This is a genomic window from Micromonospora sp. WMMD729 (assembly GCF_049315225.1).
In the GTDB taxonomy this organism is placed as follows: Bacteria; Actinomycetota; Actinomycetes; order Mycobacteriales; family Micromonosporaceae; genus Micromonospora.
In genome coordinates this window covers 5,600,000-5,618,548 of record NZ_CP186059.1, presented here as the reverse complement: position 1 = coordinate 5,618,548, position 18,549 = coordinate 5,600,000, and the positions used below count along the sequence as shown (strand labels likewise).

Annotated in this window: 15 protein-coding genes; 5 read left to right on the top strand and 10 right to left on the bottom strand. The window is 70.5% G+C overall.

The window, feature by feature from the left end:
- The first annotated feature begins 128 nt into the window (after positions 1 to 128).
- Both purN and purH read left to right on the top strand, forming a co-directional pair.
- Complete coding sequence (gene purN, locus ACN263_RS25735) at positions 129 to 749, top strand: phosphoribosylglycinamide formyltransferase (protein ID WP_421473123.1); 621 nt, start codon at positions 129 to 131, stop codon at positions 747 to 749.
- Positions 746 to 2,317, top strand: coding sequence for a bifunctional phosphoribosylaminoimidazolecarboxamide formyltransferase/IMP cyclohydrolase (gene purH / locus ACN263_RS25730; protein ID WP_422736874.1), 1,572 nt, complete (start codon positions 746 to 748; stop codon positions 2,315 to 2,317). Before purN ends, purH begins: the two co-directional genes overlap by 4 nt.
- Before the next feature lie 81 nt (positions 2,318 to 2,398).
- Here purH and ACN263_RS25725 read toward each other — a convergent pair whose 3' ends face one another.
- The 5 genes from ACN263_RS25725 to ACN263_RS25705 all read right to left on the bottom strand — a co-directional run bounded on the left by ACN263_RS25725 (position 2,399) and on the right by ACN263_RS25705 (position 8,203).
- On the bottom strand, positions 2,399 to 3,433 hold the full coding sequence (locus ACN263_RS25725; RefSeq protein WP_422736873.1) for an ABC transporter ATP-binding protein: 1,035 nt from the start codon (positions 3,431 to 3,433) through the stop codon (positions 2,399 to 2,401).
- Positions 3,417 to 4,445 carry an ABC transporter ATP-binding protein gene (locus ACN263_RS25720; protein WP_422736872.1) on the bottom strand — a complete coding sequence of 343 codons (1,029 nt, stop codon included), beginning with the start codon at positions 4,443 to 4,445 and terminating at the stop codon, positions 3,417 to 3,419. The genes ACN263_RS25725 and ACN263_RS25720 overlap by 17 nt, the downstream gene beginning before the upstream one ends.
- 68 nt (positions 4,446 to 4,513) lie before the next feature.
- Positions 4,514 to 5,470: an ABC transporter permease gene (locus ACN263_RS25715; protein WP_422736871.1), complete on the bottom strand. Its 957-nt coding sequence runs from the start codon at positions 5,468 to 5,470 to the stop codon at positions 4,514 to 4,516.
- Positions 5,463 to 6,401 carry an ABC transporter permease gene (locus ACN263_RS25710; RefSeq protein ID WP_422736870.1) on the bottom strand — a complete coding sequence of 313 codons (939 nt, stop codon included), beginning with the start codon at positions 6,399 to 6,401 and terminating at the stop codon, positions 5,463 to 5,465. The genes ACN263_RS25715 and ACN263_RS25710 overlap by 8 nt, the downstream gene beginning before the upstream one ends.
- A 200-nt stretch (positions 6,402 to 6,601) precedes the next feature.
- Positions 6,602 to 8,203 carry a peptide ABC transporter substrate-binding protein gene (locus ACN263_RS25705; protein ID WP_422736869.1) on the bottom strand — a complete coding sequence of 534 codons (1,602 nt, stop codon included), beginning with the start codon at positions 8,201 to 8,203 and terminating at the stop codon, positions 6,602 to 6,604.
- 436 nt (positions 8,204 to 8,639) lie between these two features.
- On the opposite strand from ACN263_RS25705, the gene ACN263_RS25700 reads away from it, so the two are divergent.
- Both ACN263_RS25700 and ACN263_RS25695 read left to right on the top strand, forming a co-directional pair.
- Complete coding sequence (locus ACN263_RS25700; protein ID WP_422736868.1) at positions 8,640 to 9,500, top strand: bifunctional methylenetetrahydrofolate dehydrogenase/methenyltetrahydrofolate cyclohydrolase; 861 nt, start codon at positions 8,640 to 8,642, stop codon at positions 9,498 to 9,500.
- 127 nt (positions 9,501 to 9,627) lie between these two features.
- On the top strand, positions 9,628 to 10,578 hold the full coding sequence (locus ACN263_RS25695) for a malate dehydrogenase (RefSeq protein ID WP_422736867.1): 951 nt from the start codon (positions 9,628 to 9,630) through the stop codon (positions 10,576 to 10,578).
- Positions 10,579 to 10,757: 179 nt separating this feature from the next.
- Here the strand turns inward: ACN263_RS25695 and ACN263_RS25690 are convergent, their stop codons facing one another.
- Positions 10,758 to 11,657: an MBL fold metallo-hydrolase gene (locus ACN263_RS25690; RefSeq protein ID WP_422736866.1), complete on the bottom strand. Its 900-nt coding sequence runs from the start codon at positions 11,655 to 11,657 to the stop codon at positions 10,758 to 10,760.
- A 137-nt stretch (positions 11,658 to 11,794) separates the two neighbouring features.
- On the opposite strand from ACN263_RS25690, the gene ACN263_RS25685 reads away from it, so the two are divergent.
- Positions 11,795 to 13,012, top strand: coding sequence for an NADP-dependent isocitrate dehydrogenase (locus ACN263_RS25685; protein WP_422736865.1), 1,218 nt, complete (start codon positions 11,795 to 11,797; stop codon positions 13,010 to 13,012).
- Positions 13,013 to 13,313: 301 nt separating this feature from the next.
- Here the strand turns inward: ACN263_RS25685 and galT are convergent, their stop codons facing one another.
- The 4 genes from galT to ACN263_RS25665 all read right to left on the bottom strand — a co-directional run bounded on the left by galT (position 13,314) and on the right by ACN263_RS25665 (position 18,439).
- Entirely contained in the window at positions 13,314 to 14,390 is a 1,077-nt protein-coding gene (gene galT, locus ACN263_RS25680) for a galactose-1-phosphate uridylyltransferase (protein WP_422736864.1), read from the bottom strand.
- Positions 14,387 to 15,211: a DeoR/GlpR family DNA-binding transcription regulator gene (locus ACN263_RS25675; RefSeq protein ID WP_422736863.1), complete on the bottom strand. Its 825-nt coding sequence runs from the start codon at positions 15,209 to 15,211 to the stop codon at positions 14,387 to 14,389. Before ACN263_RS25675 ends, galT begins: the two co-directional genes overlap by 4 nt.
- Before the next feature lie 111 nt (positions 15,212 to 15,322).
- Complete coding sequence (cysC, locus tag ACN263_RS25670) at positions 15,323 to 16,852, bottom strand: adenylyl-sulfate kinase (RefSeq protein WP_422736862.1); 1,530 nt, start codon at positions 16,850 to 16,852, stop codon at positions 15,323 to 15,325.
- Between the two features lie 75 nt (positions 16,853 to 16,927).
- Positions 16,928 to 18,439 carry a glycosyltransferase family 2 protein gene (locus ACN263_RS25665; RefSeq protein WP_422736861.1) on the bottom strand — a complete coding sequence of 504 codons (1,512 nt, stop codon included), beginning with the start codon at positions 18,437 to 18,439 and terminating at the stop codon, positions 16,928 to 16,930.
- Positions 18,440 to 18,549: the final 110 nt, after the last annotated feature.

The window sequence follows — 18,549 nt, the reverse complement described above, 5'->3', positions numbered from 1 at the left end:
TGCGGGCCGGCACGGTGTCCAGCCCGGGCGACCGGCAGCGTACCGGGTCGATGCCCGTCCGCACCGGCCCAGATTCGGCGCGCCGCCCGGTCGAAGGGCGTTCGTGACCTGCCCGATAGGGTGTTGCGGTGACCGAGCCCGCGTCCGTCGCCCGCATCGTCGTCCTCGTCTCCGGCTCCGGGAGCAACCTCCAGGCCCTGCTGGACGCCGCCGTCGACCCCGCCTACGGCGCCCAGGTGGTGGCGGTCGGCGCGGACCGCGACGGCATCGCCGGCCTGGACCGGGCCGAGGCCGCCGGGGTGCCGACGTTCGTCGAGCGGGTCCGGGATCACGACAGCCGGGAGGACTGGGACCGGGCGCTCACCGCGCACGTCGCCAAGCACCAGCCCGACCTGGTCATCTCCGCAGGGTTCCTCAAACTGGTCGGCCCGCACTTCCTCGCCGCCTTCGGCGACCGTTACCTGAACACGCACAACACCCTGCTGCCGGCGTTTCCCGGCATCCACGGCCCACGCGACGCCCTCGCCTACGGCGTGAAGCTCACCGGGGCCACCCTGTTCTTCGTCGACGCCGGCATGGACACCGGGCCGATCGTGGCGCAGGTCGCGGTGCCGGTGCTCGACGACGACGACGTGGACACCCTCACCGAACGCATCAAGGAAGCCGAGCGCCGCCAGCTCGTCGAGCAGGTCGGTCGGCTGGTCCGCGAAGGCTGGACCATCACCGGAAGGAAGGTCACGGTTCCGTGAGTCCCACTCAGGACGGGCGTCGCCCGATTCGGCGGGCGCTGGTCAGCGTCTACGACAAGACCGGTCTGGTCGAGCTGGCCCAGGCCCTGCACGCGGCCGGCGTCGAGATCGTGTCCACCGGCAGCACGGCGGGCACCATCGCCGCCGCCGGGGTGCCGGTGACGCCGGTGGAGACGGTGACCGGTTTTCCCGAGGTGCTCGACGGGCGGGTGAAGACGCTGCACCCGAAGGTGCACGCGGGTCTCCTCGCCGACCTGCGCAAGGACACCCACGTCGCGCAACTCGACGAGCTGGGGGTGGCCGCGTTCGACCTGCTGGTCTCCAACCTCTACCCGTTCCAGGCGACCGTCGCCTCCGGGGCCGGCGTCGAGGAGTGCGTGGAGCAGATCGACATCGGCGGCCCGGCCATGGTGCGCGCCGCCGCCAAGAACCACGCCTCGGTCGCCGTGCTCACCGACCCGGCCGGCTACCCGGCGCTGCTCGGCGCGCTCGACGAGGGTGGCTTCACGCTGGCCCAGCGTCGCGCGCTGGCGGCTCGCGCGTTCGCCGACATCGCCGAGTACGACGTGGCGGTCGCCCAGTGGTGTGCCCGTGAGCTGGCCCCGGCCGACGACACCTGGCCGGCGTTCGCCGGTTCGGCGCTGCGCAAGTCGACCGTGCTGCGGTACGGCGAGAACCCGCACCAGCCCGCCGCGCTCTACACCGACCCGGACGCCCCGGCGGGGCTGGCCCAGGCCGAGCAGTTGCACGGCAAGGAGATGTCGTACAACAACTACGTCGACGCGGACGCCGCCTGGCGGGCCGCCAACGACTTCGCCGACCAGCCGGCCGTGGCGATCATCAAGCACGCCAACCCGTGCGGCATCGCGGTCGGCGTCGACGTGGCCGAGGCGCACCGCCGGGCGCACGCCTGCGACCCGGTGTCGGCGTTCGGTGGCGTGATCGCGGTCAACCGTTCGGTCTCGGTCGAGATGGCCCGGCAGGTCGCGGAGATCTTCACCGAGGTGGTGGTCGCCCCCGGCTTCGACGAGGGCGCGGTCGAGGTGTTGCAGGGCAAGAAGAACATCCGGCTGCTGCGCGCGCCCGCCTGGACCCCGGCGAGGATCGAGTGGCGGCCGGTGACCGGTGGCGTGCTGACCCAGGTCGCCGACCGGGTGGACGCCCCCGGCGACGACCCGGCGAACTGGCAGTTGGCGACCGGCGAGGCCGCCGACGAGGAGTTGCTGCGCGACCTGGCGTTCGCCTGGCGGGCGGTGCGCGCGGTGAAGAGCAACGCGATCCTGCTCGCCAAGGACGGCGCGACCGTCGGGGTGGGCATGGGTCAGGTCAACCGGGTCGACTCGGCGCAGCTCGCGGTGAGCCGTGCCGGCGCCGACCGGGCCCGTGGCTCGGTGGCCGCCTCGGACGCGTTCTTCCCGTTCGCCGACGGCCCGCAGATCCTCATCGACGCGGGCGTCCGCGCCATCGTCCAGCCCGGCGGTTCCATCCGCGACGAAGAGGTCATCGAAGCGGCGAAAAAGGCCAACGTAACGATGTACCTAACGGGAACCCGCCACTTCTTCCACTGACCCGGCCTCCGTCGATCATGAAGTTGTTGCCCTGACACGCCGATGTGCAGGGCAACAACTTCATGATCAACCCGGGGGGAGTCAGGCCGTGGTGGGGGAGCGGAGTTCGGCGAAGTGGCAGGCGGAGGGGTGCGGGTCCGCTGCTCTCGGGACCGTTGCCGGGTCCTCGACGGCGCAGATCTCCTGGGCCTTCCAGCAGCGGGTCCGGAAGTGGCAGCCGCTCGGCGGGTCGGCCGGGCTGGGCACGTCGCCGACCAGCCGGATCATGGTGCGCTGGTCGCGTACCTCCGGGTCCGGCACCGGCACGGCCGACAGCAGGGCCTGGGTGTACGGGTGGGTGGCCCGCTCGTAGATCTCGTCCTCGGTGCCGATCTCGACGATCCGCCCGAGGTACATGACCGCGACCCGGTCGGCGATGTGCCGCACCACGGACAGGTCGTGGGCGATGAAGATGTACGAGAGCCCGAACTCGTCCTGGAGTTGCTCCAGCAGGTTGATCACCTGGGCCTGGATGGAGACGTCGAGCGCCGAGACGGGCTCGTCGCAGACGATCACCTCGGGTCGCAGCGCGAGCGCCCGGGCGATGCCGATGCGCTGGCGCTGACCGCCGGAGAACTGGTGCGGGTACCGGTTGATGTGCTCCGGGTTCAGCCCGACGACGTCCAGCAGCTCCTGGACCCGCTTGGCCTTGCTGCCCTTCGGGGCGGCGTCCGGGTGGATCTCGAACGGCTCGCCGATGATGTCGCCGACGGTCATCCGCGGGTTCAACGACGTGTACGGGTCCTGCATGACCATCTGCATGTTCCGGCGCAGCCGGCGCAGCTCCGACCCGGAGGCCTTGAACAGGTCCCGGCCCTCCAGGGTGGCGCTCCCGGAGGTCGGCGTCTCCAGCCGCATGAGCAGCCGGGCGAGGGTGGACTTGCCGCAGCCGGACTCGCCGACCACGCCCAGCGTCTCGCCCCGGCGCAGCTCGAAGCTCACGCCGTCGACGGCCTTGACCGCGCCGATCTGCCGCTGGAACAGCACACCCTGACTGATCGGGAAGTGCTTCACCAGGTTGTCGACCGAGAGGATGGTCTCGCCCCGGACCTTGCCGGAGCTAGCGGGCGCTGTCATCACGGACCTCCTGCGCGAAGTGGCAAGCGCTGGTCCGGCCGTCGCCGAGGACCAGGTCGTGCGGCACCACGTCCACGCAGACCTGCTGCGCGTACGGGCACCGGGGGTGGAAGGGGCAGCCGGAGGGGATGCGCATCAGGTTCGGGGGCAACCCCTTGATCGTCGACAGTTCCTGACCGCGGACGTCCAGGCGGGGGATCGATTCCAGCAACCCCTTGGTGTACGGGTGGGCCGGCGCCTTGTACAGCGAGCGGACGTCGGCGTGCTCGACGATGCGGCCCGCGTACATGACCGCGATCCGGTCCGCGACACCGGCGACCACCCCGAGGTCGTGGGTGATCAGGATCATCGCCATGTTGAGGTCCCGGCGCAGGTCGGCGAGCAGGTCCATGATCTGGGCCTGCACGGTGACGTCGAGCGCGGTGGTGGGCTCGTCGGCGATCAACACCTTCGGGTCGAGCGCCAGCGCCATCGCGATCATGACGCGCTGCCGCATACCGCCGGAGAACTGGTGCGGGTAGTCACCGATCCGCTTGGCGGCGCCGGGGATCTTCACCAGGTCCATCAGTTCGATGGCGCGCCGGCGGGCGTCCCCCCGGGACATGCCGGAACGCTGGCGCAACGTCTCGCCGATCTGCCAGCCGACCGGGAACACCGGGTTGAGGGCGGACAGCGCGTCCTGGAAGATCATCGCGATCTCCTTGCCGCGGACCTGCCGGCGCTGCTCCTCGGAGGCGCTGAGCAGGTCCTGACCCTGGTAGAGGATCTGGCCGGAACGGACGAACGCGGGCGGGGTGTCCAGGATGCCCATGATCGCCTGGGCGGTGACCGACTTGCCGGAGCCGGACTCGCCGAGCACGGCGAGGGTCTCCCCTGCGTCCAGGTGGTACGACACGCCATTGATCACCCGGGCCACACCCTCGTTGGTCCGGAACTCGACGTGCAGGTCCCGCAGTTCCAGCAGGTGGCCGCCCTCGGGCGTGGGGGAGGCGGGCGTGGGTTCGACGGTCATGACTGTGCCTGCCTTTCGCTCGCGACTGCGGGGCTCGCTTCGCTCACTCCTCGCGCTCGCATGAGGTGTCACCGCAGCTTCGGGTCGAAGGCGTCACGGATGGCGTCGCCGAGCATGATGAACGCCAGCACGGTCAGCGCGAGGAAGGCCGACGGAACGATCAGCGGCGTCGCCGCCTCCCGCATGTGGATCCGGCCGGTGTCGATGTCCTGCCCCCACGAGATGGTCGGCGCCTTAAGCCCGATGCCCAGGAAGGAGAGCGTGGCCTCGGCGGCGATGAACGACCCGAGCGCGATGGTCAGCACGACGATGGCCGGGGCCAGCGAGTTCGGCAGGATGTGCCGCCACATGATCCGGCCGTTGCCGGCGCCCAGCATCCGGGCCGCGGCGACGTAGTCCTGCTCCTTGGCGGTGATCACCGAGGAGCGCACCACCCGGGCGGCGGTGGTCCAGCCCAGGATGGCCAGCACGAAGATCACCGCCGCGATCCGGGCGTTCTCGCTGTCGCTGGACACCCGCTTGAGCAGCACGATCGCGGCCAGCAGCAGCGGAATGCCGAGCACCACGTCGATCACCCGCGAGAGCACGGCGTCGACCCAGCGCCCGAAGTAGCCGGCCAGCATGCCGACGATCAGCGCGATGATGCCGGTGCCGAGTGCGGCGAGCGCGCCGACCAGCAGCGAGGCCCGGGTGCCGTAGACCGCCCGGGCGTACGTGTCGCAGCCCTGGAAGTCGTACCCGAAGATCGCCCCGCCGGACGGCCCGGCGTGCTGGCGGGAGAGCAGACAGTCGTTCGGGCTGTTGGCGGTGAACACCCCCGGGGCGATCGCCATCAGGGTGAAGACGACGACGAGCGCCAGCGAGATCCAGAAGATCGGGTTGCGGCGCAGGTCGCGCCACGCGTCCCCGGCCAGGCTGCGCGGCTTCTGCGGGGCACCGACCTGGTTGGGGGTGCCCGGCTCGCCCGAGGGGCCACGCCGCGCGGCCTGGTTCTCGGTGGCCGCCACAGTTTCAAAATCACTCATAGCGGATCCTCGGGTCGAGTACGGCGTACAGGACGTCCACCACCAGGTTCGAGATCAGGTAGACCACGACGAGCACGCTGACGATGCCCACCACCAGGGGGCCGTCCTCGGTGCGGATGCCGCGGAAGAGGTTGAAGCCCACGCCGGGAATGTTGAAGACGCCCTCGGTGATGATCGCGCCGCTCATCAGGTTGCCCAGCTCCACACCGAGGAAGGTGACCACCGGGATGAGCGAGTTGCGCAGCACGTGAACGGTGACGATGCGGCGCTTGACCAGGCCCTTGGACCGGGCGGTCCGGACGTAGTCGGCGCGCAGGTTCTCGGCCACCGAGGTACGGGTCAGCCGCAGCGCGGTGGCCAGCGACAGCGAGCCGAGCACGATGCCCGGCAACAGCAGCGCGTACAACGTCGGCTGGGAACCGGCGGTGGGCGGGAAGAGCTGCCATTTGACGCCCAGCAGGTACTGGGCGAGCGGCGCCAGCACGATGGTCGGGATGCCCAGCACCAGCAGGGTCAGCACCAGGGTCGAGTTGTCGAAGATGCTGGCCCGCCGGATGCCGGCGACCACGCCGGCGGTGACCCCGAAGATGATCGCCACGGCGAGCGCGATGAGCGCGAGCTTGAGGGTGACCGGCCAGGCCGCCTGGAGGATGTCGCCGATACTGCGCCCGGTCAGCGACTGGCCGAGGTCACCCTGGAGCAGGCTCTTGACGTAGTCGAAGTAGCGGTAGAAGAAACCACCGACGCCGGTCGCGTCGAGGTGGTACTTCTCCGTCAGGTAGGCCCGCTGGGCCTCGGTCACCGGGCGTTCGCCCGCGAGGGCCTGGATGGGGTCGCCCTGGCCGGCGAACATCAGCGCGTAGACGATCAGGGTGGTCCCGAAGAACGCCAGGACCATCTGGAGTAGGCGCCGCAGGATGTAGCGGAACATGCTTAGCAGTCTCTCCGGAAATGTGCGAAAGGGTCGCAGGACGGCATCTCTGGTCGTACCCGAAATATCCGAGACGTGCCGTCCGGCCCGGGGGAGGCCGGCGCCACCGGTGTTCCGGGCCCGTGGCGGGCCCGGCCGGGACAGCGCGGTCCGGGCCACCCGGGCGTCGTCGCCCGGGTGGCCCGGATCCCTTGGTCAGCTCAGCTGGCCGCTTCGATCTTGACCAGGTTGACCCGCTGGAACAGGTCCATCTGCACGTTCTTGACCTTGGACGAGTGGCCGAAGACGTTCTGGCCGAAGCGCAGCGGGATCACCGGCATGTCCTTGGCCAGGATGTCCTCCGCCTGCTGGTACTTGGCGATCGCCTCGTCCTGCGTCTTGGCGGCGGAACCCTCCTTGACGAGCTTGTCGAACTCCGGGTTGCTGTAGCCGTAGTAGTTCGACGAGCCGTTGGTGCTGTACAGCGGGCCGAGGTAGTCCTCCATGGAGGGGTAGTCCATGACCCAACCCATCCGGAAGGCACCCACCGGCGTCTTCTTCTCGACCTTGGTCAGCAGGTCGGCGAACTTCGGCTCGGCGACACCGACGGCGTCGACACCCAGGTTGGCCTTGAGCTGGTTGACCGTGGCGTCGACCCAGTCCTTGTGACCGCCGTCGCCGTTGTACGAGATGACGATCTTCGACGGACCGCCGGCGGCCTGGTAGAGCTTCTTGGCCTCGGTCGGGTTGAACTCGCCCACCTTGCCGGTGGTGTCCTCCCGGTAGCCCGGCAGGACCGGCGAGACGAAGGAGCGCGCCGGGGTCTGCGAGCCCTTGAAGACCGACTTGGTGATCTCGTCACGGTCGATCGCCATCGAGATCGCCTTGCGGACGTCCGGGTTGGCGTAGTCCTTGTCGAACGTCGGGAACGCGAGGAACTGGAACGACGACATCGGGCTGGTCTGGTACCGGTCGCCCAGGTCGGTCGGCGCGGTGCTCAGGCTCTCAGTCGGGATCGTCGGCAGCACGTCCAGGTTGTCCGCCAGGACGTCCGCGTAGGCCGCGGTGAGCTGCTGGTAGATCCGGAACTCGATCTCCTTGACCTTGGGCTTCTCGCCCGGGTACGCGTCGTAGCGCTCGACGTCGATCTTGCTGTCGTGCTGCCAGGTGCCCTTCATCTTGAAGGGGCCCTGCCCGATCGGCGCCTGCTCGTAGGAGTCCTTGAGCACGCCCGGCGCCGAGAACGCGGCGTCCGGCATCGGGTAGAACGCGGTGTAACCGAGCATCGTCCGGAAGTCGATGTACGGGTCGGAGAGCGTCACGGTGAAGGTCAGGTCGTCGACCTTCTTCAGGCCGGACATCTCCTTGGCCTTCGGCGTCTTGCCCTGCAGGTCCGCGTAACCAGCGATCTTCTCGAAGAAGAAGTTGCTGTCCTGGCCGTTGGGGGCGTACGCGCCGTAGTTCCACGCGTTGATGTAGTCCTCGGACGTGACCTTCTCACCGTTGTGGAAGGTGTAGCCGTCCTTCAGCTTGATCGTCCAGACCTTGTTGTCGGACGAGGTGATCGACTGCGCGGCGACCTCGTACGGCTTGTTCTGGGCGTCGTAGTCGACGAGCGGGCTGAACAGGCCGGTGAGGACCTGCGCGCCGGACGTCTCGGTGGTGTTGGTGGGAACCAGGTGCTTCGGCTCGCCGATCTGGATGCTGACGGCCGAACTGCCGCTGCCGCCGGATCCACCGTCTCCGCCGCTGCCGCAGGCCGCGAGGCCCAGCGTCACCGCGAGCGGGAGGGCGGTCCAGGCGGCGAGTCTACGAACTCGCATTGAGCCTCCTCATCTCCTCACGCTGCGCAGTCAGGCCCGACGCTGGGTTTACGCTGCGCAACAAGCGGTAACGGTAGGTCGGTTACCGGCCGTCGACAACGGCCCGGTTGCGGGCGCGTAACGGTCCGAGGACACCTTCCTTGCGGGGCGCCGTGCCGCGTGCTAGCCCAAACCGGATGTACGGCGCTGGGCTGCGCGATCGTCGACATGTCCGTCCCCTGTCGGGGTGGATTCGGCGTTGCTCGGTGCGTCGTCCGCTATCGGCCGGCCACGCGGAGTCCGACCGTTTCCGCAGTGAGGGGGTCCACACGACGTCACTGAGAGTGATGAAGGGCACGTAACTCTTCGTTACCAAATCGGGTGTGACCGGAGCCTCGACGGCCCGCCGGAGCGAGGTCCCGGGAACGGCAGGTGCCGGACATGAGACGATCTGCTCGTGACGGCGACGCTTCTGGACGGCAAGGCGACCGCAGCGGAGATCAAGGACGAGCTGCGGACACGGGTGAAGGCTCTCGCGGAGCGTGGCATCACCCCCGGGCTCGGCACGGTCCTGGTCGGTTCCGACCCGGGTAGCCAGGCGTACGTCAACGGCAAGCACCGTGACTGCGCCGAGGTGGGCATCGCCTCGATCCGCCGGGAACTGCCGGCCGACGCCACCCAACAGCAGGTGGACGACGTGATCGCCGAGCTGAACGCCGACCCGGCGTGCCACGGCTACATCGTCCAGCTGCCGCTCCCCGCCTACCTGGACACCCAGCGGGTGCTGGAGCTGATCGACCCGGACAAGGACGCCGACGGCCTGCACCCGGTCAACCTGGGTCGCCTCGTCCTCGGCTACGACGGTCCGCTGCCCTGCACGCCGCGCGGCATCGTCGAGCTGCTCCGCCGCCACGACGTGGCGCTGCGGGGCGCCACCGTGGCGGTCGTCGGCCGGGGCAACACCGTGGGTCGTCCGCTCGGCCTGCTGCTCACGCGCCGCAGCGAGAACGCCACCGTGACCCTCTGCCACACCGGCACCCTCGACCTCGCCTCGCACACCAGGGCCGCCGACATCGTCATCGTCGCGGCCGGCGTACCCGGGCTGCTGACCGCCGACATGATCAACCCCGGTGCGGTGGTCGTGGACGTCGGCATCACCCGGGTGATCGGTCCCGACGGCAAGGGCCGCTACACCGGGGACGTCGACCCGGAGGTCGCCGAGACGGCCGGCGCGCTCGTCCCGATGCCCGGCGGCGTCGGCCCGATGACCCGCGCCATGCTGCTGACGAACGTGGTGGAGCGCGCCGAGCGCGGCTGATCCGTGCCCGGGGGACGCTGGGTGACGTTCGCCCCATCCCGCCGAAGGCCGCCGCCCCTGGCCCGATCGGTGCCAGGATGGCTGATACGGTCCGGAAAACCGACTGGTATCAGGGAGTGGGACGACCATGGGTAAGAAGGTCACTGTCGTCGGGGCTGGCTTCTACGGCTCCACCACCGCACAGCGCCTGGCCGAGTACGACGTCTTCGACACCGTAGTGATCACCGACATCGTGGAGGGCAAGCCCGCGGGTCTCGCGCTCGACCTCAACCAGTCGCGGGCCATCGAGGGCTTCGAGACCAAGGTCGTCGGCGTGACCACCGGCCCGAACGGTGAGGGCTACGAGGCCATCGAGGGCTCCGACGTCGTCGTCATCACCGCCGGTCTGCCCCGCAAGCCGGGCATGAGCCGGATGGACCTCCTGGAGACCAACGCCAAGATCGTCCGCCAGGTCGCCGAGAATGTCGCCAAGTACGCCCCGAGCGCCGTCGTCATCGTCGTCTCCAACCCGCTGGACGAGATGACCGCCCTGGCGCAGATCGCCACCCAGTTCCCCAAGAACCGGGTCCTCGGCCAGGCCGGCATGCTCGACACCGCGCGGTTCAGCAACTTCGTCGCCGAGGCGCTGAACGTGCCCGTGGCGTCCGTACGCACCCTGACCCTCGGCTCGCACGGCGACACCATGGTCCCGGTGCCGTCGCAGAGCACCGTCAACGGCAAGCCGCTGCGCGACGCCATGCCGGCCGAGCAGATCGAGGAGCTGGTCGTCAAGACCCGCAACGGCGGTGCCGAGGTCGTCGCGCTGCTCAAGACCGGCTCGGCGTACTACGCCCCGTCCGCCGCCGCCGCCCGGATGGCGAAGGCCGTGGCCGAGGACTCCGGCGACGTCATGCCGGTCTGCGCCTGGGTCGACGGCGAGTACGGCATCTCCGGCGTCTACCTGGGCGTTGAGGCCGAGATCGGCGCCGAGGGTGTCCGTCGGGTCGTCGAGACCGACCTGGACGCCGACGAGCGCACCAGCCTCCTGGAGGCCGCCGAGGCCGTCCGCGCCAAGCAGAGCGACATCTCCAGCATGTAAGACCCACGAACGCGAAAGGGCGCGCCGGCTCCGCCGACGCGCCCTTTCGTGCACCCCCGCGCCCACCCACCCCGGTGATCAAGAGGTTCGCGTCACCGAAACCCCGATTCCTGACGCCAACCTCTTGATCACCGGGGTCGCCGCCGGGCCGCGCCCCGATCCGCGCGGTGATCATGAAGTTATTGCCCCGACACGCCGCGCCGGAGGGCAATAACTTCATGATCGACGGGGGTCAGGCGGGGGTCAGGCGGGGTGGACGGGGAGGGGAGGGCGGGGGCGGGGGAAGGGGGGGTGAAGGGGGCGGTTAGGTGGGGGGTGGCCAGCAGGGTGGGGGAGTGGGCGCGCAGGGTGGTTACGCGGGAGGCGCGGGCTTGGTCCGGGTTCTCCTCGTGGGCGTACGCCAGGGTGGGGTCGACCAGTTGCACCGCGTGGACCAGCAGGTCGCCGGTGAGCAGCAGGCGCTCGTCGGCCACCGTCACGAGCACCGACTGATGGCCGGGGGTGTGTCCGGGGGTGGACAGCAGTCGTACCGCTGGGGTGAGGTCCGCGTCGCCGTCGATCACCCGGAGCTGGCCGGCGGCGCGCAACGGCGCGATCAGGCCGGCCGGCAGGCCCGGGTTGAGCGCCGCGGCGGCGGCCACCTCGGCGCGCTGTAGCAGGTAACTCGCGTTCGGGAAGTAGGGCCGGCCGGGTGTGCCGGTGACCGCCCAGCCGATGTGGTCGCTGTGCAGGTGGGTGAGTACGACCGTGGCGACGTCGGCGGGGTCGATGCCGGCGGCGGCCAGTTCGGCGGGTAGCCGACCGGGCACCGGCGCCCAGCTCGCGGCGGGCGCGTCGGTCGGGCCGATTCCGGCGTCGACAAGGGCCACCGGTCCGTCGCCGGAGCGGATGGCGAAGCTGCGGAACGGCAGCCACCACTGCCCGTCGGCGGTGACCGACGCGGGGTCGCGGCGGTCGGCCTCCGCCCAGTGCTCGGGCGTGGCCTGCGGAAACGCCTCGTCGCGGGGCTGCAAGAACGCGCCCTCGCCGTCGGTGAGCGCGGTGATCGTGATAGACCCGAAGGTGCGGCTCAGTGGCATCGCGCGATCGTGGCAGGGAACTGCTGTGCCGTGCAGCCCGGTTTCACCGGCCGGCGGAGGCCGGCTGAGGGCTGCCGGCCCAATTGCAGTACGCTCGTACTGCTTGAGCACGTGTCCCCCGAGAGGAGCGCCGGCCGATGGCGAAGATCAAGGTAAACAACCCGGTCGTGGAGCTCGACGGCGACGAGATGACCCGGATCATCTGGAAGCAGATCCGGGAGCAGCTGATCCTGCCCTACCTCGACGTCGACCTGCACTACTACGACCTGTCGATCCAGTACCGCGACGAGACCGACGACCAGGTCACCATTGACGCCGCCAACGCCATCAAGGAGCACGGCGTCGGCGTCAAGTGCGCCACCATCACCCCGGACGAGGCCCGGGTCGAGGAGTTCGGCCTGAAGAAGATGTGGCGGTCGCCCAACGGCACCATCCGCAACATCCTCGGCGGCGTCGTCTTCCGTGAGCCGATCATCATGTCCAACGTGCCGCGCCTGGTCCCCGGCTGGACCAAGCCGATCATCATTGGCCGGCACGCCCACGGTGACCAGTACAAGGCCACCGACTTCGTCGTCCCCGGCCCGGGCACGGTGACCATCACCTACACGCCGGCCGACGGCGGCGAGCCGATGGAGATGGAGGTCGCCAACTTCCCCGGCGGCGGCATCGCCATGGGCATGTACAACTACGACGAGTCGATCCGGGACTTCGCCCGGGCCTCGTTCCGGTACGGCCTGGACCGCAACTACCCGGTCTACATGTCGACCAAGAACACCATCCTCAAGGCGTACGACGGCCGGTTCAAGGACATCTTCGCCGAGGTGTTCGAGAGCGAGTTCAAGGCCGAGTTCGACGCCGCCGGCCTGACCTACGAGCACCGGCTCATCGACGACATGGTCGCCGCCGCGCTCAAGTGGGAGGGCGGGTACGTCTGGGCCTGCAAGAACTACGACGGTGACGTGCAGTCCGACACCGTCGCGCAGGGCTTCGGCTCGCTGGGCCTGATGACCTCGGTGCTGCTCTCCCCGGACGGTCGTACCGTCGAGGCCGAGGCGGCGCACGGCACGGTCACCCGGCACTACCGGCAGTACCAGAAGGGCGAGAAGACCTCGACCAACCCGATCGCGTCGATCTACGCCTGGACCCGGGGCCTGGCCCACCGGGGCAAGCTGGACGGCACCCCGGCGGTCACCGAGTTCGCCAACACCCTGGAGCAGGTCATCGTCGACACCGTCGAGGGCGGCCAGATGACCAAGGACCTCGCGCTGCTCATCTCGCGCGACGCCCCGTGGCTGACCACCGACGAGTTCATGAACGCGCTCGACGAGAACCTGGCCCGCCGACTCGCCGCCTGATCCGACAGCGTCACCACCGGAGCCCGTCGGCACCTGCCGGCGGGCTCCGCTGTGTCCGGCGGGTGACACGTACGTGGCGTCACCCGGCCTGGCGCGCCTCGTTGACCAGGGTGGACGAGATGCCAGTCGCGTCCGAGAAGGTTGACCGAGGTCGACCGCGGTGTGCGTGCCGATCAGCCAGCCTTCCCGGCTGTGTCGAGCACAGCCAGCCGTCCCTTCCCTGCGGGGGGCCCTGTCCCGGGCCCCCCGCGCCCTGTTCCCCGTCAAGCCCCGGCCGCTGGTCCTGCCCCGTCCGCCGGGCTCAGGCGGCGCGCAGCAGTTCGGCGGCCCGCTCGGGGGAGATGTCGTTGATGAAGACGCCCATCCCCGACTCGGAACCGGCCAGGTACTTCAGCTTGTCCTTGGCCCGCCGGATGCTGAAGAGCTGAAGGTGCAGGTGGCCCAGCTCGCGGTCGATCCGTACCGGTGCCTGGTGCCAGGCCGCGATGTAGGGCATCGGCATGTCGAACAGCCCGTCGAAGCGGCGCAGGAGATCCAGGTAGAGCGGCCCGAAGGCGTCCCGCTCGCTGTCGTCGAGCGCCGGGATGTCCGGCACCACGCGCCGCGGCGCGACGTGCACCTCGAACGGCCAGCGGGCCGCCGCCGGCACGAACGCCGTCCAGTGCTCGTTCTCGGTGACCACCCGGTCGCCGGCCGCGCGTTCGGCGGCCAGCACGTCCGCGTACAGGTTGCCCCCGCCGGTGCGCTCGGCGTGCCGGCGGGCCGCGGCCAGCAACGCCCGGGTGCGCGGCGTCACGAAGGGGTACGCGTAGATCTGCCCGTGCGGGTGGTGCAGCGTGACACCGATCTCCACACCCCGGTTCTCGAAGCAGAAGACCTGCTCCACGCCGGGCAGTTCGCCGAGCACCTCGGTCCGGTCGGCGAGCGCGTCCAGGACGGTACGGACGCGGCGCGGCGGGAGGCTGGTGAAGGAGGCGTTGTGGTCGGAGGTGAAGCAGACCACCTCGCACCGCCCGACGCCCGGTCGGACCGGCGTGAACGGGGTGATCTCGCCGGGCTCGTCGGCGACCCGACCGCTCAACGAGGGGAACCGGTTCTCGAAGACCACCACGTCGTAGTCGCCAGCGGGGATCTCGGTCAGCCGGTCGCCCTCGGACGGGTCGAGCGGGCACTCGTTCGCGGGCGGCAGGAACGTGCGGGTCTGCCGGTGCACGGCCACCGCCACCCACTCGTCGGTCAGCGGGTCGTACCGCAGCTGCGACGCGGGTGGCGGCGGCGGCAGGTCACGGCGGTCCGGCTGGTCGCGGACGGCGTCGTCGTTCTCGTCGAAGTAGATCAGTTCCCGGCCGTCGGCCAGGTTGATCGCGGTGCGCTTCACGGCGCCGTCCCCTCACTCGTCGGCGTGCGCGTCGCGCGGCCCGCCCTCGTCGCCTTAACCATGATCAGTTCGCCTACCTGTTCGCCGAGTACCCGTCGCGCGGTCGGAGGCAACGCCTCGTCGCTGACCAGTACGTGGGCTGCCGCCAGGTCGACGATCGAGGAGATACCGACCGTGCCCCACTTCGTGTGGTCGGCGAGCACCACCAGCCGGTCCGCCGCGGCGACCAGCGCCCGGTCGATCTCGGCCTCCATCAGGTTCGGGGTGGTGAAACCGGCCCGCTCGGTGATGCCATGGACGCCCAGGAAGAGCAGATCGAGGTGCAGCCGGCGGACGGCGCCGACCGCGAGTGGGCCGACCAGCGCGTCCGACGGGGTCCGGACGCCGCCGGTGAGCACCACGGTCTGATCGGACCGGCCCCCGGCGTGCAGGATCTCGGCCACCGGCAGCGAGTTGGTCACCACGGTCAGGCCGGGAATGTCAACCAGCCTGCGGGCCAGCTCGGCGGTGGTGGTGCCGGCGCTGAGGGCGACCGCCGCCCCGGGTCCGACCAGCAGCGCCGCCCGGTCCGCGATGGCGGCCTTCTCCGCCGGCTGCCGGACGGACTTGGCGTGAAAGCCCGGCTCGTCGGTCGAGCTGGGGCCGGCTGTGGTCGCCCCGCCGTGCACCTTGGCCAGCAGGCCCCGCTCGTGCAGCGCCTCCAGATCGCGCCGGATGGTCATGTCGGAGACGCCGAACTCGGTCGCCAGGTCGGTCACCCGGACGCCGCCGGTGGCACGGACCCGATCCAGGATGGCCGACTGCCGCTGCCGTGCGAGCATCCGCCGTGCCTCCCAGGGGTCCACGTACTCTCACGCGGTCGAACGTGTTCCAACAAAGATGAACACTAGCGCGTGCCCGGAAGCGGCGGAAGGAAAGGGGTGGACGGCGGCTCAGGCGGACTGGATCTTCAACTCCACCCAGCCGGTCTCGGTCAGGTGATCGAGTACGGCCTGCACCGCCTCCGCGACGCTCATGGTGCTGGTGTCCAGCACCAGGTCCGCGTCCGTCGGCTCCTCGTACGGGTCGTCGATGCCGGTCATCCCGGTCAGCAGACCGGCTCGGGCCCGCGCGTACAGGCCCTTGCGGTCCCGCTGCTCGCAGACCTCCAGCGGGGTCGCGACGTGGACCAGCACGAAGCCCGCCCCGGCGGCCAGGGCCATCTCCCGGGCCGTCGCGCGGGCCGCGGCGTACGGGGCGATCGGGCAACAGATGCCCATCCCGTGGTGTCGGGCGATCTCGGCCGCCACCCACCCGATCCGGCGGACGTTGAGATCCCGGTCGGTCTTGCTGAAGCCCAGCCCGGCGGAGAGTTCCCGTCGTACGACGTCGCCGTCGAGGAGGGTCACCGTCCGGTCGCCGTGCTCCCGCAGGGCGTCGGCCAGCCCTCGGGCGATGGTGGACTTGCCGGAGCCGGAGAGGCCGGTCAGGAACACCACGAGCCCCCGGTGCCGACGCGGCGGCCGAGCCCGGGCCAGCTCCTTCGCCACCGCCGGAGGGGTGTGCCACTCGGGCAGGGGGAAGCCACGGTCGAGCAGGTCGTCGATCTCGTCCTGGGTGAGCGCGAGGCGGCGGTTACGCGGCGGGATGTCCTCCCGCCAGCGCCACTGCCCGTCCCGGTTGTCGTACGCCAGCTCGCGCGGCACCAGCACCCGCAGGCCCGCGCCGGAGAGCATCTCCCCGGTGGAGAGCAGGTGGGTGACCCCGTACGAGGCGGAGACGCGGGCCCGCAGCAGCGCGTCGCTGATCTCGTCCCGGCGGTGCGACAGCGGTACGGCCACCAGGGTGGCCGGGGGCATCCGGTCCCGGGCCGCGAAGATCGTACGCACCAGCGCCTCCGGTGCGAGCCCACCGACACCGCCCTCGCCGACCGGGATCATCACCAGCAGGTGGGCGGCCAGGGTACGGGCGGCGTGCGCGATCTGGGCGAGCTGCGGCCGGTGCAGCGGCCGGTCGGCGATGACCCCGAGGACCCGACCCGGAGGCAGCAGCGCCCGGACCTCCTCGGGGCTGCGCCGCAACCGCTGGAACGGGCCGTGGGCGCCGTCGCCCAGCCGCCGCAGCGGGCCGCCCAGTCCCGCGACGCCCTCGCGTACCGGCCAGACGTCCGCCACGTCCAGGGCGGCGGCCGGCGCGCCCTCGGCGTCGGTCAGCACCAGGGCCCGGCGGGCCTCGTCGCGCGGGTCGAAGCCCTGCGCCAGCGCGGCCGGCACCTGCAGGGTCACCGGCACCTGCCACGGGGTGCCGTCGGCCAGCCGGCCGCGTCGACTCACCGACACCAGGTCGGCGCGGGTCATGAAGCCGGTCAGGGGGGCGTACGCACCGGTCAGCAGCAGTTCGAGATCCGCGAGCTCACCGGGACGCGGCGTGTACGCCGGCGCGTCCCGGAGCACCTCGTCGGGCAGCACCCAGCCGTTGTTCATCCACACCCCCCACTCGCTGACGGCACACAGTTTCGCAGCCGACCGCCGTTCGGTCGAGGCCGCCACTCCACGACGTCAGCGGCGGACCCGCCGCCCCACCGCCGACCGCAGCCGGTTCCAGACCTTCCGCTCGTCACGGATCCTCGGCTTCGCGCCGTCGGCCGGGCAGATGAAGAGCAGCGGCAGCCGCGCGTCCTCGGTCCACCCAGCGCTGGTGATCCGCGCCTTGAGGAGCCAGCTACCCCGCGTACGACCACCGTTGAGGGCCCGGAAGTCGATCGTGGTGGTGGCGCGGTGCACCAGGTGGACGGTGTCGGCGTCGGGAGCGGCGACCCGCTCGATCTGGAACGTCACCGGCAGGAAGATCTCGTCACCGGTCTCCCGGCGGCGGGCGACGACGTCCAGGCGGGCCTTGCGGACCTGCGCGGTGGAGTCGAGCACCTCGGGGGAGATCTCGTCGACCGGGAGCACCAGCACGTCGCGCTCGCCGTCGGCCCGGAAGCCGATCCGCTGGTCCGCGGAGCGCAGTTCGGCGGCCACGCTGACCGTCACGGCGTGCTCGTCCGGCCGCAGGGCGTCGATCTGGCCGTGCCCGGCGATGCCCGCCTCCCACCGGGCCAGCCGCCGCAGGTCGGCGACCCGCCCCCGCTCGACGAGGTACGCCACGGCCCGTTGCAGCGGTGGCAGGCCCGCCGCGACACCGGGGGCGAACCGCTCCTGGATGATCTTCTGGACCTCGGCGGCGACCTGCTCCACCCAGTCCTCGGGGGCGTCCAACAGCCGCTTGCCGCGCAACCGGTTGATCATCTCGTTGCGGAGCCACCGCCGGTGCAACCGGTCGCGCAGCGGCCCCGGTTCGGTGTGCGCGTCGACCACGTCCAGCGCGTCGCGCACGCTCGCGAAGTAGCCCACCGGCTCCAGCCGGCTCGCGGTGACGTTCTTGGCATCGGCCCGTTGGATGTGGTGGTAGCAGGTGTAGTCGGACAGCACGCAGGTGCGGCGGGACGCGAAGTAGGCGCGCACCACGAACGAGTGGTCCTCGAGCCGCCGCTTGCCGCCCTCCGGGAACCGCAGCTTCTGCTCGTTGAGGAAGGCACGGCGGAACAGCTTGTGGCAGGTCAGGCTGTCGATCAGCGGCGCGTTCTCCAGCGTGGCGTCGAAGCGGTTCTTGCGGAACAACTCCCGGGGCACGCCGCGCCCGTGCCCGGCCATCTTCCCGATCACCAGGTCCGCGTCGTACTTCTTCGCGCAGTCGTAGAGCCGTTCCAGTGCCTGGTCGGCGAACCAGTCGTCGTCGTCGGCGAAGAAGACGTACTCGCCCCGGGCCCGCTCGATGCCGATGTTGCGCGGGCGCGACGGCCAGCCCGAGTTCTCGATGTGCACCACCTGGATGTGCGGGTGCTCGGCGGCCAACCGGTCCAGCCGCGCGCCCGTCTCGTCGGTGGAGCCGTCGTCGACGAAGATCGCCTCGAACTCGTCGGCCGGTAAGGACTGGCGCAGCAGCGACGCCACCAGCTTCTCGATGTGCGGGCCGGTGTTGTACGCGGGCACCACGACACTCACCTTGGGGACGCCAACCTCGACCATCACGATCCTTCCCGCGTCGGCGGTCGAATATCCCCCGGAACACTGCCCGGTGAACGGGAAGTGAATCGTGCCACCCCGGAGTGGACTTTCCGGCGGCGGGGTCGGACCGA

Bases quoted from the DNA above. Each gene is read 5' to 3' on its own strand.
- ACN263_RS25705 (WP_422736869.1), bottom strand. From the start codon at position 8,203: ATGCGAGTTCGTAGACTCGCCGCCTGGACCGCCCTCCCGCTCGCGGTG.
- ACN263_RS25725 (WP_422736873.1), bottom strand. From the start codon at position 3,433: ATGACAGCGCCCGCTAGCTCCGGCAAGGTCCGGGGCGAGACCATCCTC.
- ACN263_RS25690 (WP_422736866.1), bottom strand. From the start codon at position 11,657: ATGCCACTGAGCCGCACCTTCGGGTCTATCACGATCACCGCGCTCACC.
- cysC (WP_422736862.1), bottom strand. From the start codon at position 16,852: ATGAACAACGGCTGGGTGCTGCCCGACGAGGTGCTCCGGGACGCGCCG.
- ACN263_RS25715 (WP_422736871.1), bottom strand. From the start codon at position 5,470: ATGAGTGATTTTGAAACTGTGGCGGCCACCGAGAACCAGGCCGCGCGG.
- ACN263_RS25685 (WP_422736865.1), top strand. From the start codon at position 11,795: ATGGCGAAGATCAAGGTAAACAACCCGGTCGTGGAGCTCGACGGCGAC.
- ACN263_RS25665 (WP_422736861.1), bottom strand. From the start codon at position 18,439: ATGGTCGAGGTTGGCGTCCCCAAGGTGAGTGTCGTGGTGCCCGCGTAC.
- ACN263_RS25695 (WP_422736867.1), top strand. From the start codon at position 9,628: ATGGGTAAGAAGGTCACTGTCGTCGGGGCTGGCTTCTACGGCTCCACC.
- ACN263_RS25675 (WP_422736863.1), bottom strand. From the start codon at position 15,211: ATGCTCGCACGGCAGCGGCAGTCGGCCATCCTGGATCGGGTCCGTGCC.
- ACN263_RS25720 (WP_422736872.1), bottom strand. From the start codon at position 4,445: ATGACCGTCGAACCCACGCCCGCCTCCCCCACGCCCGAGGGCGGCCAC.
- ACN263_RS25710 (WP_422736870.1), bottom strand. From the start codon at position 6,401: ATGTTCCGCTACATCCTGCGGCGCCTACTCCAGATGGTCCTGGCGTTC.